A 15,324-nucleotide genomic window follows, 5' to 3' on the forward strand; every position below is an offset into this window, starting at 1 on the left:
GCGGCACATCGCCGCGGGCCCCTCTCCTTGTCGCGCCGCGGCTCGCGCCGCCCTTCGCGTCCTTGCGCGGGGCCGCGGCGGCGGGCGTCGGCTCACAGCACGGTGAAGCTGTTCTTGACCTGGTTGTAGACCTTGAGGGCCTGGTCCTCGATGTCCCGGTGGTACCAGGTGTTGATCTGGTACGACTTCCCGTCGGCGTCGAAGCCGAGCAGTCGCGCGTGCCAGCGCACGCCCGAGAGCGTGAAGGTGTACTCCCAGACGATCGCCTTCCGGCCCCGGAACGTCGTCTCCTCCAGCCGGATCTTCCGGTAGTCCCGCCCCTGGCGGGCGTCCTGCTCGGAGACCTGCCAGGTGTCCATCAGATTCCCTTTGGCGAGGGAGGACTTGGCCGCCAGTTCCTGTGCGCCGTCGGGCGAGGTGTAGTGCACCTCGGAGCCGGTCTTCAGATCGCGCCGCCACCCCTTGGGCGTCACCCACGCGTAGCCGCCGGCCTCCCGGCGTGCCCCCGGGGGCGGGCTGGGCGGCCGTGAGGTGCCCTCGACGGTGGGCGCCGGGGACGAGGAGGCACCGGTGGAGCCACGTGTGGAGGCTGCGGCTGTCGGTGCGGACGAGCCCCGGGAGGCCCCGTTGCCGCCGTCGGGCGATCCGCCGGTCAGGGCGACGACGGTCCAGGCGACGGCTCCCGCCGCGACCGCGACCGCGGCGGCGAGACCGGTACGGCGCCCGCCGCGTCGCGAGCCCGCCCGGGTGCCGAGGTCGTCACCGTCGCTCTGGCCCTGGCCCTGGCCCTGGCTCTGGCTCTGGCCCTGGCCCTGGCCCTGGCCCTGGCCCTGGCCCTGGCCCTGGCGACGATCCTGCCCGTACAGGCCGTACCCCTGACCCTCGTCGGATCCGGACGGCACGGCGGGGCCGGGGAGTTCACCCGCGGACGTCACCACGGGCACCGGTGCCGTGGGTAGTTGGGAGACACGGCGCGAGCCGGGCTCCGAGCGCGGTTCCGAGGGGATCTGCGAACTGGGCTCCGTACGCGGTTCGGAGGGGACCTCGGTGGAGGCGTTGGCCGTCGCCGGCAGGTCGGGGCCCCGGGTGACGGCTTCAGGTCCGGGGACCGCGGAGTGCTCCGGGTCGGGTGCGTGAGGACGCTTCCGGAAGTCGGGCGCGCGCTTCCGCGTCGGAGTCCGCTGGATCGGAACGGCGTCCTCTATGGAATGCCGCTCCGGCTCGCGTCCCGGGCCGCGTCCGGGTTCGGGTTCTAGTCCGGGGCCGCGTCCAGGTTCGGGTTCTAGTCCGGGTTCGGGTTCCGGTTCGGGCCCGGGCCCGGGTCCGGGTCCGGGTCCGGGTCCGGGTCCGGGTCCGGGTACAGGTTCGGAGCCGGGTACAGGTTCGGAGCCGGGTACAGGTTCGGAGCCGGGTACAGGTTCGGAGCCGGGCCCAGTTCCGGGTCCGGCTTCATGTCCGAGTCCGGCTTCGGGTCGAGGGGCAGGCCTGCGCGGATCGCTTGTGCCGATGTGCCGTTCGCCCGGCGGCGGAGTGGCTTCGGGAAGATCCGCCGGGGGCTGCCGCGCCGCCCGCACGAGCTGGGCGTCGAGCAGGGCGGGCGTGGCTGAATCCGTCAGGCCGTGCCCGGGGGCCGACGCGGACGACTTGCGCCGGTCACGCTCGGGGGGCGGCTGGTCCCGATCGGATTCCGGGGCCGGATCGGGTGCCAGGGTCGGCTCGGCTCCCGGCGTCGGCTCTCGTCCCGGCGTCGGCTCGGCTCCCGGCGTCGGCTCTCGTCCCGGCGTCGGCTCGGCTACTGAAGACGGCTCGGGTGACGGATCGGGTGACGTGCCGGATGCCTGCTCCGGGTCCGCGCCGCTGTCCTGATCCGGTGCCAGTTCCGACAAGGGCTCGGATTCAGGGGCGAGTTGCTGTGCGGGGTCTGGCTCGGTAGCGGGTTGCTGTGCGGGGTCTAGCTCGGTAGCGGGTCGGTGGGTGGGGTAGGGCCGAGGGGTGGGCTCGGGGCGGTCCTGGGGCCCCGCCTCGCCCTCGTACCCCGGCGCACCTTCCTGCCCAGGCGCACCTTCCTGCCCAGGCGCACCTTCCTGCCCAGGCGGACCCCCCTGCCCCGGCGCGGCTTCCTGCCCGGTCGTGCTTTCGGGTCGCTCCGGCGCGCCGTCGCGCCCCGCCTCACCCCCGTGCCCCGCCGCCGCTTCGCGCGCTTGAGCGGGCTCGCGCCCCGCCTCACCCTCGCGCCCCGGCGCACCTTCACGCCCCGGTTCGCCCTCGCGCCGCCCCGGCGCACCGTCGCCCCCAGGAGCACCCTCGCCCCCCGGAGCCGGCTGGTGCACCGGAGTGGGCTGACGCTCCGGTTCGGGCCCGGGCCCCGGGGTGCGTTCCGGCCCGGGGTCGTGGTCGGGGCCCGGCTCAGGGACGGGCCCGGGGTCCTGGTCGGGGCCCCGCTCCGAGGCAGGCCCGGGGTCGTATGCAGGTACGGGGCGGTACGGGGTCTCGTACGCGGTTCCGTAGGCGAATCCGGAGGCGAAGTCGTACTCGGGCCCCTCTGCCGGGGGTCCGAAGGGAGTGGTGCTCGTCCTCGGGGGACGGAGGATCGCCCTCAGTCCCGCCTCCAGTTCCTCCAGACCGGGCCGTGTGGACGGGTCCTTCTCCAGGAGGGCGGCCAGGATCTCCTGCAACTCGCCCGCACCGGCGGGAAGTTCCGGCTCCTCGTAGAGAACCGCGTGCAAGGTCGCGAGGGTGGTGGAGCGGGAGAACGGGGAGCGGCCGCCGAGGGCGGCGCAGAGCGTGGCGCCGAGGGACCACACGTCGGAGGGCGGGCCCTGCGGACGGCCGGAGATCCGCTCGGGGGCCATGTAGTCGGGGGACCCGACCAGCATGCCGGCCATGGTGAGCGCCTCGGCGTCCTGGAGCGCGGCGATGCCGAAGTCGGTGAGGACGACGCGGTGCCGTCCGGAGTGCTCGACCAGCACATTGCCCGGCTTGATGTCCCGGTGCAGCACTCCCTGGGCGTGCACCTGACGCAGCGCCCCGACGAGTTCGAGGCCGACGCGGGCAGCCTCGCGCGAGTCCAGCGGTCCGTCCTCGACCACGATCCGTTCGAGCGAGCGGCCGGCGACGAGCTCCATGACGATCCACAGCCGCTCGCCCGCGTCCACGACGTCGTAGATGCGGACGACATGGGGATGGTCGATCCGGGCCGTGGCCCTCGCTTCACGCAGAGTGCGTTCCCGGCGCGTGCGGGTGTCCTCGGGGTCGAGTCCGTCTATCCGCATTTCCTTGACCGCGACCTGCCGGTCGAGCATTTCGTCGGCGGCTCGCCACACCCGCCCCATTCCCCCCTGACCAATAACCTCGACCAGCCGATAACGTCCGGTCACCAATAATCCCGGAACACCACCCTGTACGTTCGCCGACAATCTCTGCACCCCCTCAACATCAGCCACAATCGCCCGTCACAGCAGAAACACAATGGTCACACTTCAGGCCGTACCAGCATAGTGCGGAGAAATCTTGTGGTACCTCTTCAAGTACTGCGAATTCAGGCGCAGCCAAGGGGGACGAACATGAGTTCTCGTCGCACGACGACCATTACGGGATCGCTTCTCACGGCGTGCTTCTCGGCCGTGATGATCCTTTCCTACACCGCCGTCGCGGACGACCAGGGACCGGGGAGCGGCAAGGGCGGAAAGGCGATGGACAAGGCGCCGACGGGCGTCGAGGTGACCACGCTGCTGCCGGAGAAGATCTCGGTCGACAACAGTACGCAGAAAACGGCGATCACGGCCACGGTAAAGAACGAAGGGACCAAGGAAAGCGGCAACATCAGGATGCTGGTGGTCGGTTTCGACGGCCTGACGGTCAAGAACGTCGAAGGCTGTACCGCCATGGCCAAGAAGGATCTGCCCGAGGGGTCGAACAGCGGTTTCATCTGTTCCACCGGAAATCTCGCGGCAGGCAAATCGAAATCGTACGACGTCGACGCGACGTTCGATCTGAGCAGGACCGGCAAGATCTGTCTCCCGGTCCAGACGAGCGACGGGAAGAAGACGTACTGGCAGCAGGGACCGGTTCCGTTCGGCACGACGAACCCGTCGCCGAACGCCCCGGCGACCCCGCTGCTGCTGGGCACCGACAACAAGCCGGTGGCACCCGGCGGCGACCGGCTGCCGAAGACCGGGGGCGGAGGCGAAGTCCTGCCGCTCGGGATGGCGGGCGCGGCGCTGCTCTCGGCCGGAGCGGCGGGGCTGTGGTGGGCCGGCCGCAGGCCGCGGCAGGAACACTGACCGCCCGGCGCCGTCACCCCTAGGGGCGGGCACGGCACCGAGCGGGAACGCGCAGAGGCCCGCCGGGTCGAGGTCGAAGACCGACCCGGCGGGCCTCTTGCGTCAGGTGGGCGGCGCGGCCGTCACTTCTTGTCGACGAGCTTCCATGCCGTGGGCAGGACGCCCATCGCCAGGGCGGCCTTGAGGGCATCACCGATCAGGAACGGGGTGAGACCCGCCGCGAGCGCCGCGCTCGCCGACATGCCGGTGGCCATGCCCAGGTAGGGAACGCCGACCGCGTAGATGATCGCCTCGCCGAGCAGCATCGTGCCCGCCATGCGCAGGACGGAACGGTCGGCGCCGCGGCGGGCGAGGGCACCCACGACGGTGGACGCCAGAAGCATGCCGAGGATGTAGCCGAACGACGGCGCCGCCGCGCCGGAGCTCCCGCCCGCGAACCACGGGACGCCGGCCATGCCGACCAGCGCGTACACCGCGAGCGACAGGAAGCCGCGGCCCGCGCCGAGCGCCGTGCCGACGAGCAGCGCGGCGAAGGTCTGGCCGGTCACCGGCACCGGGGAACCCGGGACGGGCAGCGAGATCTGGGCGGCGAGGCCGGTGAGCACGGCACCGCCGAGCACGAGGGCGACGTCACGGACGCGGGAGGCCGGAAGGAGGTCGGCGATGACCTCGCCGGGTCGGGAGGGCGTGGCGGCAGCGGTGCTCATGAGGACTCCGGCGAAGGGGAATACCCCCTCGCTCATGCGGAGCCAGGGGGACGACAGGTCGGGACACGGTGACGCTATCCCAGGGGTATACGGGTGATCACCGTCAGCGCTCGACAAAGGGCGGATCCGGACCTTGGTGGGCTCCTTACAAAGAGTGCCCGGTACACCTGCGCGAAGGTGATGCTGGTCACTGAGGTGACGTCGTTTCCGCTACGGGGCGGTTCGCGCCGGGACTGTGGAGACTCACCAAAGGAGAACCCCGACCGGAGCGGGCCGTTCCGGCGCGCGGGCCGGAGCGGGAACGTGCCCGGCCCTGTCCGGCCCTTGGGCACACCTGGCAGGCCTCCCGGGCCGCCCCCTACCCTTCACCCCATGGTTCCCCAGGCCCTGAACTTCTCGTCGCGTCGCTATGTCGACCTGCGACGCCAGGGCACCGCCGTCTGTCGCCGCCCGTCCTGAGGCGGGGCGGAGCGGATCCGGCTCGCCGAGACGAGACCAGAGCACACCACACCAGTCGCACGTCGCACCCGATGTGACGAGGCGTACGTGACGGCGCAGTGCCGGACCAGCTCCCGAGGAAGAACTCCATGGCCAGTACCGTGGCACCCCCTTCGACGTCCCCGCCCTCTCCCGTCCTCGACCGGCGCCGGACCAGCGCCAGCGTGATCCTGCGGTCCGTGCTGGAGCACGGGCCGGTCGCGCGCAGCACCATCGCCCGGCTCACCGGGCTCTCCCCCGCGTCGGTCACCGACTACTGCGCCCGCTTCACCGAGCGGGGCCTGATCCGGGAGGCCGCCGCGCCCCACCGGTCGGGCGGGGTCGGGCGGCCGCATCTCCCGATCGACCTGGACCGCGCCCGGTTCGTGGTCGGCGGGGTGCACGTGGCCGTGCCGTACACGACCGTCGCGCTGCTGGACCTGCGCGGACGCGTCGTCGCCGAGAAGCGGTTGCGGCACGACCGCACCGAGCCGCACCTCGTTCTGGCGAACGCCGCCGCCGGGCTCGCCACCCTCCTCGCGGACGCTCCCGGCCGTACCCCCCTGGGCATCGGGGTGGCGACCGGCGGCTGGGTCGACCCGGACTCCGGCACGATCGTGGAGCACGCGTTGCTGGGCTGGCGCGACGTCGCCGTTCGGGAGGTCATCGAGGCGCGCACCGGGCTGCCGGTCCATGTGGACGGGCACGCGCGGGCGTTGGTCAACGGCGAGCGGCTGTTCGGGAAGGCCCGGGGCAGCCGGAGCGTGTTGCATCTCTTCGCCGGCAATGTCGTGGATGCCGCGTTCGCCACCCATGACCAGGTGCACTACGGGCCTCGCTCGCAGGCCGGGGCGATCGCCCATCTGCCCCTGGCCGGCGGGTCGGAGCGGTGCGACTGCGGGCGGACGGGGTGCCTCCAGGCCGAGCTGAGCGAGCGGACCCTGTGCCGGCGGGCGCGGGAGCGGGGTGTCATAGACGGCTCGAATCCGATGCACGTGGTCTCCGCGGCGGCCGCCGGTGACCAACTGGCCGTACGGCTGCTGATGGAGCGGTCCCGGATGGTCGGGCGGGCGGCGGGGCTGCTGCTCGACGTGCTCAACCCGGAGACGGTCGTCGTCACCGAGATCGGTGCCATGTACCGGGAGGACTGCCTCGGAGCGCTGCGGGAGGCGGTGGGCCCGGAGCGGGCGTCGGCGGTCGCCCCGACCAGCTTCCCGGATTCGGTGCTGGCCGTGGCGGGCGGATCGGTCGCGCTCGATGTCCTGTACCGCGATCCGCTGGGTTCCGCGGGCTTCACCGCCCGTTGAAGGCCTCCTGCCTCCCGGGCCGTGGGGGCCCCGGGGCAGCTCCGGACTCCCCCGGGGCCCCCACCGGGAGCGAATTAATTCAGAAACTCGGAATGTTGACAGGGCTCGTGCCCGGACAGGAGCATCGTGTCCATGAGCAGCGCGCGGGTGCAGGTTCCGCTCACCAAGTGCCGTGTGGTCGACCTGATGCGGGTCGCACGCACACGTTGTTGCTGACCCCGTGTCGCCGACAGGTCGCTGACGCGCCGAAGCGCTGAGGTTCACTCGGCAGCCTTCACTCCGAAGGCCGCTCGGCCGCCGTCGAGCCGAGAATCGGCCGGCCGCCGTCGCCCCGAAGCCTGATCCGGCTGTCGTCGTTCCGTAGACCGATCCGACTGTCGTCGCCCGTGGACCGACCCGGCCCGTCGTCGTGCCGTGGTCTCCTCGGCCGTCGTCGTGCCGTGGTCTCCTCGGCCGTCGTCGCCCCGAGGGCCGGTCCGGCGTCGTGGCGACGCGGACGGTTCAGCTGCCGTCGCCCCTGATCGGCTCGTCCCCATCGGCACGCCATCGGCGTGTGTCCTTTTCGGCGCGCGTTCCACTCTTCCGGCTTCGCCCTGCCCGGAACTCCGCGCGCCGTCCCGCCACTTGGAATCCCCGGAGTCCTTCCATGCCACCACTGTCCCCTTTGTCCTCCGCCGCATCCGCATCCGCCGTCTCCAGGTCCGGTGTCGACCGGCGCGTGTTCCTGTCCTCCCTGCTCGGTGTCGCCGCCGCGGCCGGACTGAGCGGTTGCGCCGGCGCCAGTGCCGCCGACTCCGGTTCCAAGGCGGACACGTCCGCGCCCCTGTCCGAGAAGGTGCCGCGGGGTACCGAGCTGACGATCGCCTCGTACCAAGGCGTCCAGCAACTCCAGTTCAAGCTGGCGGGGTTGGCCGATCTGCCGTTCGCCGTCTCCGACTGGGTGAACATCGGCGCCGGTCCCGATGTCATCAACGCCTTCCGCGCCAAGTCCCTGGACGTCGGCAACAACGCGGGCATCCCGCCGATCCAGGCGCACTACCAGGGCTTCGACGCGAAGATCGTCGCGATCAACATCACCCGCAAGCCCAACTACCTGTTCGCCACCAAGCCCGGCAGCGACATCAAGGACGTGCGGGACTTCAAGGGCAAGAAGCTCGCCTTCTCGCAGGGCCAGGCGCAGGGGGTCGTCCTGCTGCGCGCCCTGAAGCAGGCCGGCATCGCCTACGACGACGTGAATCTGGTACCGCTCACCAGTAACCAGTTCCTGACCGCGCTCCAGGCCGGCCAGGTGGACATCGCCCCGCTCGCCAACAGCCAGGCGCCGGCCTACCTCAAGCAGTACGGGTCCAAGGGCGCCCACACCATCGACACCGATGTCGTGGACCTGCTCAACCTGCTCTGGGCGCCGACCTCGGTCCTGGCCGACCGCGCGAAGGCCGCCGCGGTCGCCGCGTACATCCCGCGCTGGGCGAAGGGCCAGGTGTGGGCGTACGAGCACCCCGACGCCTGGAACGAGGAGTTCTACGTCAAGACGCAGAACCTCACGCTCGCACAGGCTCAGTCGATCACCGAGCTCGCCAACAAGCCGCTCTTCCCGCCGAGTTGGGACGAGGCCGTCAAGTGGGAACAGGAGACCGCCGATCTGCTGGCGGAGGGCGGCTTCGTGAAGGGGTTCAAGGTCGACTCGCTCTTCGACCGGCGCTTCGAGGCCATCGCGGCCAAGGCCGTACCCGCGGAATACCAGAGGTGACGGCCATGACGACCAGGACCACGCCCAGGACCACGACCACGCACTCCTCCCCCACACCGTCGGCCTCGATCACCGACGACGCCTCTGTCTCCACCACCACCTCCACCTCCACCTCACCCACCGAGACGGACGCGAGCGCGGAGACGGACGCCACCACCAGGACAGTCGCGACCCCCGAGCCGGACGCAACCACCGAGACAAAGACCGAGACCGGCACCGGCACCGGCACCGGCACCGAGCCGACCTCTGTCCCGGTCGCCCCGGCGGCGCCGGTCGACGCCGGCGCGGACAGCCACCGGCTGCGTCGCCCTCGCCGTTCCCGGCGCCGCAGCCTCTCGCCCGGCAAGCGGCTGCCCGCCTCCCGGCTCATCGGGCCGGCACTGTTCTTCGCCCTGTGGGCCCTCGCGTCCGCCGCCGGGCAACTCGATCCCGGCGCGATCCCCGCGCCCTGGACGGTGCTGAGGACCACCGGTCACCTGTGGACCGACGGCACCCTGCCCACCGATGTACTGACCTCGCTGGAGCGCGCGGGATACGGGTTCGCACTCGGCCTGAGCGCCGGGGTCGTCCTCGCCCTCGCGTCCGGGCTCAGCCGCGTAGGGGAAGCGCTGATCGACGGGACCGTGCAGCTCAACCGGGCGATCCCGACCCTCGGCCTGATCCCGCTGTTCATCCTCTGGCTCGGTATCGGCGAGACCTTCAAGATCGCGATCATCGCCATCGTCGTCTACATCCCCATCTATCTGAACCTGCACTCCGCCCTGTCCGGAATCGATCACCGCTACGTCGAACTCGCCGAGGTACAGGGGCTGTCGAGGCTCCGTTTCGTCCGGGAGATCGTGATACCCGGCGCGCTGCCCGGATTCTTCGTGGGACTCCGGCTCGGGGTGACCGGCTCCTGGCTCTCCCTGGTCGTCCTGGAGCAGATCAACGCCACCAGCGGCCTCGGCTACATGATGTTCCAGGCCCAGAACTACGGCCGGACCGACATCATCCTCGTCGGCCTGCTGATCTACGGCATCTTCGGGCTCGTCTCCGACAGCGCGGTTCGTCTCATCGAACGGAAGGTGCTGTCATGGCGACGCACGCTCAGCAACTGACCCGTCAGAACACCGTCCAATTGCGCGGCCTCACGCGGTCGTTCGAGGGGCGTACGGTCCTCGACAGCATCGACCTCGACCTCCCCGCGGGCCAGTTCACCGCCCTGCTCGGACACAGCGGCTCCGGCAAGAGCACGCTGCTGCGCGCGATCGCCGGCCTCGATCACAACGTCGCCGGGAGTGGACAACTCACCGCTCCCGAAAGGGTGTCCGTCGTCTTCCAGGACTCGCGGCTGCTGCCCTGGCGCCGCGTCCTCGACAACGTCCTGCTCGGCACGGAAGGCAGGGAGGCGGCGGAGAAGGGCCGCTCCGCCCTCGCCGAGGTGGGACTCGCGGGACGTGAACGGGCCTGGCCCAACGAGCTGTCCGGCGGGGAGGCCCAGCGCGCCGCCCTGGCCCGTTCTCTCGTACGGGAGCCCGAACTGCTCCTCGCCGACGAGCCGTTCGGGGCGCTGGACGCGCTCACCCGGATCCGGATGCATGTGCTGCTGCGCGAGCTGTGGGAGCGCCACCGGCCGTCCGTCCTGCTCGTCACGCACGACGTGGACGAGGCGATCGTGCTGGCCGACCGGGTGCTCGTGCTCGACCGGGGCCGTATCGGCGTCGACCTCACCATCGACCGCCCGCACCCCCGCTCGTACCGCGATCCGCGGCTCGGGGAGTACCGCGAACGCCTGCTGAGCGCCCTCGGGGTGACCGAGGACGTGACGGGAGGACCGGAAGGGGCGGACGCCGGAGCGACGGAACACGGAGTGACGGAACACCGAGCGGCGGAACACACGGTCGCGGAACCGGACGGGACGGCGGGACGCCCCGTCGACGGACGGGACACGGCCGCGGACCACACAGCCGGGCACGGTGTGCCCGCGCACCAGGAGGAGAAGCACCCGTGACCAGCCCACGCCGACTCCATCTCAACGCGTTCCTGATGAACACCGGCCACCACGAGGCATCCTGGCGGCTCCCGGAGAGCGACCCGTACGCCCATGTCGAGACGGCCCACTTCGTGCGTCTCGCCCGGATCGCCGAACGCGGCACCTTCGACTCCCTCTTCCTCGCCGACGGCCCGGTCCTCTTCAGCAGCGTGGGCCAGCGCCCGTCCGGCGCCCTGGAACCCATCACCCTGCTCACCGCGCTGGCCACGGCGACCGAGCACATCGGCCTGATCGCCACCGCCTCCACGTCCTACAACTCCCCCTACAACCTGGCCCGCAGATTCGCCTCCCTGGACCACATCAGCGGTGGCCGCGCGGGCTGGAACATCGTCACCACCGCGGGCGCGGAGGCCGCCCGCAACTTCGGTCTCGACGACGAGCCCGCGCACGCCACCCGCTACGAGCGCGCCGCCGAGTTCCTGGACGTGGCGCTCAAACTCTGGGACAGCTGGGAGGACGATCTGGTCGTCGCGGACAAGGCGGCCGGCGTCTGGGGCGACACGGGCAAGATCCATCCCGCGCGCCACAAGGGGACGTACTTCAGCGTGGAGGGCGCCCTCAACGTGCCCCGTACGCCGCAGGGTTACCCGCTCCTCGTGCAGGCGGGCTCGTCGGAGGACGGCAAGCGGTTCGCGGCCCGGTACGCGGAAGCGGTGTTCACCGCCCAGCAGACCCTCGCGGACGCCCAGGACTTCTACGCCGACCTCAAGTCGCGTACCGAACGGGCCGGCCGGAACCCGGACCACATCAAGATCCTGCCCGGCATCGTCCCCGTCATCGGCTCGACCGAGGCCGAGGCGCGCGCCCACGAACGCGTCCTCGAGGACCACATCGTGTACGAGCACGGGCTGAACCGTCTGGAGCACCTGCTCCACCTGGAGCCGGGCACCCTCTCTCTCGAGGCGCAGCTGCCCGCCGACCTGCCTCCGGAGGACGCGATCGAGGGGGCCAAGAGCCGCTACACCCTCGTCGTGGAGCTGGCCCGGCGCGAGCGGCTCACCGTCCGCGAGCTGATCGGCCGGCTCGGCGGCGGGCGAGGGCATCTGACCTTCGCCGGCACGCCCGAGCAGGTCGCCGACGCGATCGAGGAGTGGTTCCTGCGGGGCGCCGCCGACGGCTTCAACATCATGCCCGCCGTGCTGCCCTCCGGCCTCGACCTCTTCGTGGACCACGTGGTGCCGATCCTGCGCGACCGGGGCCTGCTGCGCCGGGAGTACGGGCCCCGGCAGACCCTGCGGGAGCGCTACGGCCTGCCGCGCCCGGCCAACCAGTACGCGGCCCCGTCCACGACCGCCGCACCCGCGGCCGCCCTCGCCTGAACCCGCCCCCGACCGTCACCGCCCCTACCCGATCAGCCGATCCGCCGATCCGAAAGGACCCGCACCTCATGGCAGACATCGAGATCCAGAAGGTCACCGCGCACATCGGTGCCCGCGTCATTGGCGTCGACATCTCCAAGCCGCTCGACGACATCACCGCCGCCGCCCTGCGCACCGCCCTCAACGAGCACAAGGCCCTGGTCTTCGACGACGTCGACCTGGACGACGAGGGCCAGCAGGCCTTCGCCCGCCACTTCGGCGACCTCACCACCGCGCACCCCACCGTGCCCGCCGTGGACGGCGCCCCGAACGTGCTGCCCGTGGACAGCGAGCGGGGCCGCGCCAACCACTGGCACACCGACGTGACCTTCGTGCTGAACCCGCCGCAGGCCAGCACGCTGCGCAGCATCACCGTCCCGCCGTACGGCGGCGAGACGCTCATCGCCAACTCCGCGGCGGCCTACCGTGATCTGCCCGAGCCGCTGCGCGCGCTCGCCGACACCCTGTGGGCCGAGCACACCAACGACTACGACTACGCGGTCCCGGACGAGAACATCGACGAGGAACAGGCCGCGCAGCGCGCCCAGTTCACGTCCATCAAGTTCCGCACCGCGCACCCGGTCGTCCGGGTCCACCCGCTGACCGGTGAACGAGGCCTGTTCATCGGCGGGTTCGCGCAGCGCATCGTCGGGCTGTCGGTGGGCGAGTCCCGCAAGATCCTCGACCTGCTCCAGGCGTACGTCACCCGGCCCGAGAACATCCTGCGCTGGCGCTGGTCCCCGAACCAGCTGGTCCTGTTCGACAACCGGATCACCCAGCACTACGCCATCGACAACTACGACGGCGCGCCGCGCCGTCTGCACCGGGTGACGGTCGCCGGTGACGTGCCGGTCGGCATCGAGGGCAAGGAGAGCCACTCGATCGCGGGCGACGCCTCGCACTACACGTCGGTGGCGTGACGCGGATGACGTAGGGGGCGGACCGCCCCCAGGACGCCCGGAACCCGGGCGTGAACGGACCCTTACACTCCGTATGGATCACGTCCGCATGCTGGGCGGCCCCTTCTGCCGACCGGAGGGGTTGCCCAGACTGTGGGCGTTTTTGCCGCTCGTCTGTAAGGGACCCCCCACTCTCATGTCCCGTACCACCCTCGACGCGCCGCCCGGTACCGCCGCCGCGGACGCTCCCCTCTCCCACGGCCTGAAGCAGCGCCACCTGTCGATGATCGCCCTCGGCGGTGTCATCGGCGCCGGCCTGTTCGTCGGTTCCGGCGCGGGCATCGCCGCCGCCGGTCCCTCGATCGTCATCGCGTACGCCGTCTCCGGTCTGCTCGTCATGCTGGTGATGCGGATGCTCGGCGAGATGTCGGCCGCGTATCCGTCGTCCGGTTCCTTCTCCGCGCACGCCGAGCGGGCGATCGGCCCCTGGGCCGGCTTCACGGCGGGCTGGTCCTTCTGGGTGCTGCTCTGCACGGCCGTCGGGCTGGAGGGCATCGGCGCCGCGAAGATCGTCACCGGCTGGCTGCCCGGCACGCCCGAGTGGGCCTGGGTGGCACTGTTCATGGTCGTCTTCTGTGCGGCCAACCTCGCCGCCGTGAAGAACTTCGGCGAGTTCGAGTTCTGGTTCGCGGCACTGAAGGTCGGCGCCATCACGCTGTTCCTGGTGCTCGGCGTGCTGGCCATCGCCGGTGTCCTGCCGGGCACGGACGCGCCGGGCACCGCGAACCTCACCGGCGAAGGGGGCTTCCTGCCGAACGGCAGCGAGGGGCTCGTGATCGGGTTGCTCGCGTCGGTGTTCGCGTACGGCGGCCTGGAGACCGTGACGATCGCGGCGGCCGAGTCTCAGGACCCGGTCAAGGGCGTCGCGAGCGCCGTCCGCACCGCCATGTGGCGCATCGCGCTCTTCTACATCGGCTCGATGGCGGTCATCGTCACCCTCGTCCCGTGGGACTCCGCGGCGGTCGTCGAGAAGGGCCCCTACGTCGCGGCCCTCGAACACCTCGGCATCCCGGGCGCCGGGCAGCTGATGAACGTGGTCGTGCTCGTGGCGCTGCTGTCGGCGATGAACGCCAACATCTACGGCTCCTCGCGCATCGCCTACTCCCTCGTCGAGCGCGGCCAGGGCCCGAAGGCGCTGGGCCGGGTCTCGTCCGGGGTGCCGCGTGTCGCGGTGCTCGTGTCCTGTGTCTTCGGCTTCGGCTGTGTCGTTCTCAGCTACTGGCGTCCGGACGATGTCTTCCCCTGGCTGCTGAACATGATCGGCGCGGTGATCCTGGTCGTCTGGATGTTCATCGCGGTCTCGCAGCTGCGGCTGCGGCGCCGTCTGGACCGGGAGGCCCCACAGAAGCTCGTCGTCCGGATGTGGGCGTTCCCGGCGCTGACCTGGGTCGCGCTGGCGGGCATGGTGGCGATCTTCGTCCTGATGGCCCGGGAGCCTGACACCCGGGTGCAGCTGTACTCGACGGGGGCCATGACACTGCTCCTGGCCGCCGTCGGCTACGCCCGGCAGAGGGCCCGCGCCCGCGCCTGACCGGTGCACCCGCCTCGTCGAAGGGGCCCCCGCGCGAAGGACGGTGTCGCGCGGGGGCCCTTTCGCGTGTCCGGGCGCGGGCCCCGGCGCCCTCGGGACCCGCGCGGGCCCTGACACGCCCCCTCATCTTCTTGCTGTTAGTGTGCAGTTGCAAGTAAGTTGCAATAAGAGGTCGGAGGGGACCCGTCATGCCCGTCTACACACTCCCTGAACTGCCGTACGACTACTCCGCGCTCGCGCCCGTGATCAGCCCCGAGATCATCGAGCTGCACCACGACAAGCACCACGCGGCCTATGTGAAGGGCGCCAACGACGCGTTGGAGCAGCTCGCGGAGGCGCGGGACAAGGAGTCGTGGGGGTCGGTCAACGGCCTGGAGAAGAACCTGGCCTTCCATCTCTCCGGCCACATCCTGCACAGCATCTACTGGACGAACATGACGGGGAACGGCGGCGGCGAGCCCCTGGCCGCCGACGGGGTGGGCGATCTCGCGGACGCCATCACCGGGTCGTTCGGCTCGTACGCGGGTTTCAAGGCCCAGCTGACCAAGGCGGCGGCGACCACCCAGGGTTCCGGCTGGGGCGTTCTCGCCTACGAACCCCTCAGCGGCCGGCTCGTCGTCGAGCAGGTCTACGACCACCAGGGCAACGTCGGCCAGGGCTCGGTGCCGATCCTCGTGTTCGACGCCTGGGAGCACGCCTTCTACCTTCAGTACAGGAACCAGAAGGCGGACTTCGTCGAGGCGATGTGGCAGGTCGTGAACTGGCAGGACGTGGCCCGTCGTCACGAAGCGGCCACGGCCCGCCGGGACGTATTGCTCCTGGCCCGCTGAGGGGGAACATCAGGCGTCCTGCTCGTGATCGTCTTCTCACCCTTCACGTGGCAGGCGGAGGAAGGGAGGGCCCCCGCGAGGACATGA

Annotated in this window: 10 protein-coding genes and 1 pseudogene; 9 read left to right on the forward strand and 2 right to left on the reverse strand. The window is 71.1% G+C overall.

Going from position 1 to position 15,324, the window contains the following annotated elements; translation table 11 throughout:
- Window positions 1-92 precede the first annotated feature (92 nt).
- On the reverse strand, window positions 93-3,332 hold the full coding sequence (locus OG788_RS17305; protein ID WP_406376778.1) for a protein kinase domain-containing protein: 3,240 nt from the start codon (window positions 3,330-3,332) through the stop codon (window positions 93-95).
- A gap of 231 nt (window positions 3,333-3,563) precedes the next feature.
- Between OG788_RS17305 and OG788_RS17310 the strand changes: the two genes are divergently transcribed.
- Complete coding sequence (locus OG788_RS17310) at window positions 3,564-4,283, forward strand: hypothetical protein (protein ID WP_351548184.1); 720 nt, start codon at window positions 3,564-3,566, stop codon at window positions 4,281-4,283.
- A 122-nt stretch (window positions 4,284-4,405) separates the two neighbouring features.
- Here the strand turns inward: OG788_RS17310 and OG788_RS17315 are convergent, their stop codons facing one another.
- Complete coding sequence (locus OG788_RS17315; RefSeq protein WP_266758755.1) at window positions 4,406-4,990, reverse strand: biotin transporter BioY; 585 nt, start codon at window positions 4,988-4,990, stop codon at window positions 4,406-4,408.
- Window positions 4,991-5,577: 587 nt separating this feature from the next.
- On the opposite strand from OG788_RS17315, the gene OG788_RS17320 reads away from it, so the two are divergent.
- From OG788_RS17320 to OG788_RS17355, 8 genes and pseudogenes are all read left to right on the forward strand, one after another.
- On the forward strand, window positions 5,578-6,774 hold the full coding sequence (locus OG788_RS17320; protein ID WP_406371820.1) for an ROK family protein: 1,197 nt from the start codon (window positions 5,578-5,580) through the stop codon (window positions 6,772-6,774).
- 646 nt (window positions 6,775-7,420) lie between these two features.
- On the forward strand, window positions 7,421-8,524 hold the full coding sequence (locus OG788_RS17325; RefSeq protein WP_406371821.1) for an ABC transporter substrate-binding protein: 1,104 nt from the start codon (window positions 7,421-7,423) through the stop codon (window positions 8,522-8,524).
- A gap of 5 nt (window positions 8,525-8,529) precedes the next feature.
- On the forward strand, window positions 8,530-9,624 hold the full coding sequence (locus OG788_RS17330) for an ABC transporter permease (protein ID WP_406371823.1): 1,095 nt from the start codon (window positions 8,530-8,532) through the stop codon (window positions 9,622-9,624).
- Window positions 9,600-10,328 (forward strand): annotated as a pseudogene (locus OG788_RS17335) (ABC transporter ATP-binding protein); the annotation flags it as partial. The gene OG788_RS17330 and the pseudogene OG788_RS17335, both read left to right, overlap by 25 nt.
- A 185-nt stretch (window positions 10,329-10,513) precedes the next feature.
- Complete coding sequence (locus OG788_RS17340; RefSeq protein WP_406371824.1) at window positions 10,514-11,878, forward strand: LLM class flavin-dependent oxidoreductase; 1,365 nt, start codon at window positions 10,514-10,516, stop codon at window positions 11,876-11,878.
- A 68-nt stretch (window positions 11,879-11,946) separates the two neighbouring features.
- Window positions 11,947-12,837, forward strand: coding sequence for a TauD/TfdA dioxygenase family protein (locus OG788_RS17345; protein ID WP_406371826.1), 891 nt, complete (start codon window positions 11,947-11,949; stop codon window positions 12,835-12,837).
- Between the two features lie 175 nt (window positions 12,838-13,012).
- Window positions 13,013-14,407, forward strand: coding sequence for an amino acid permease (locus OG788_RS17350; RefSeq protein ID WP_406371828.1), 1,395 nt, complete (start codon window positions 13,013-13,015; stop codon window positions 14,405-14,407).
- A gap of 188 nt (window positions 14,408-14,595) precedes the next feature.
- Window positions 14,596-15,237 carry a superoxide dismutase gene (locus tag OG788_RS17355; protein ID WP_406371830.1) on the forward strand — a complete coding sequence of 214 codons (642 nt, stop codon included), beginning with the start codon at window positions 14,596-14,598 and terminating at the stop codon, window positions 15,235-15,237.
- Window positions 15,238-15,324: the final 87 nt, after the last annotated feature.

The organism is Streptomyces sp. NBC_00647, from assembly GCF_045207245.1.
Classification (GTDB): Bacteria; Actinomycetota; Actinomycetes; order Streptomycetales; family Streptomycetaceae; genus Streptomyces.

Coding starts and splice junctions, on each gene's coding strand:
- OG788_RS17305 (WP_406376778.1), bottom strand. CDS start 3,332: ATGGGGCGGGTGTGGCGAGCCGCCGACGAAATGCTCGACCGGCAGGTC.
- OG788_RS17310 (WP_351548184.1), top strand. CDS start 3,564: ATGAGTTCTCGTCGCACGACGACCATTACGGGATCGCTTCTCACGGCG.
- OG788_RS17315 (WP_266758755.1), bottom strand. CDS start 4,990: ATGAGCACCGCTGCCGCCACGCCCTCCCGACCCGGCGAGGTCATCGCC.
- OG788_RS17320 (WP_406371820.1), top strand. CDS start 5,578: ATGGCCAGTACCGTGGCACCCCCTTCGACGTCCCCGCCCTCTCCCGTC.
- OG788_RS17325 (WP_406371821.1), top strand. CDS start 7,421: ATGCCACCACTGTCCCCTTTGTCCTCCGCCGCATCCGCATCCGCCGTC.
- OG788_RS17330 (WP_406371823.1), top strand. CDS start 8,530: ATGACGACCAGGACCACGCCCAGGACCACGACCACGCACTCCTCCCCC.
- OG788_RS17345 (WP_406371826.1), top strand. CDS start 11,947: ATGGCAGACATCGAGATCCAGAAGGTCACCGCGCACATCGGTGCCCGC.
- OG788_RS17350 (WP_406371828.1), top strand. CDS start 13,013: ATGTCCCGTACCACCCTCGACGCGCCGCCCGGTACCGCCGCCGCGGAC.
- OG788_RS17355 (WP_406371830.1), top strand. CDS start 14,596: ATGCCCGTCTACACACTCCCTGAACTGCCGTACGACTACTCCGCGCTC.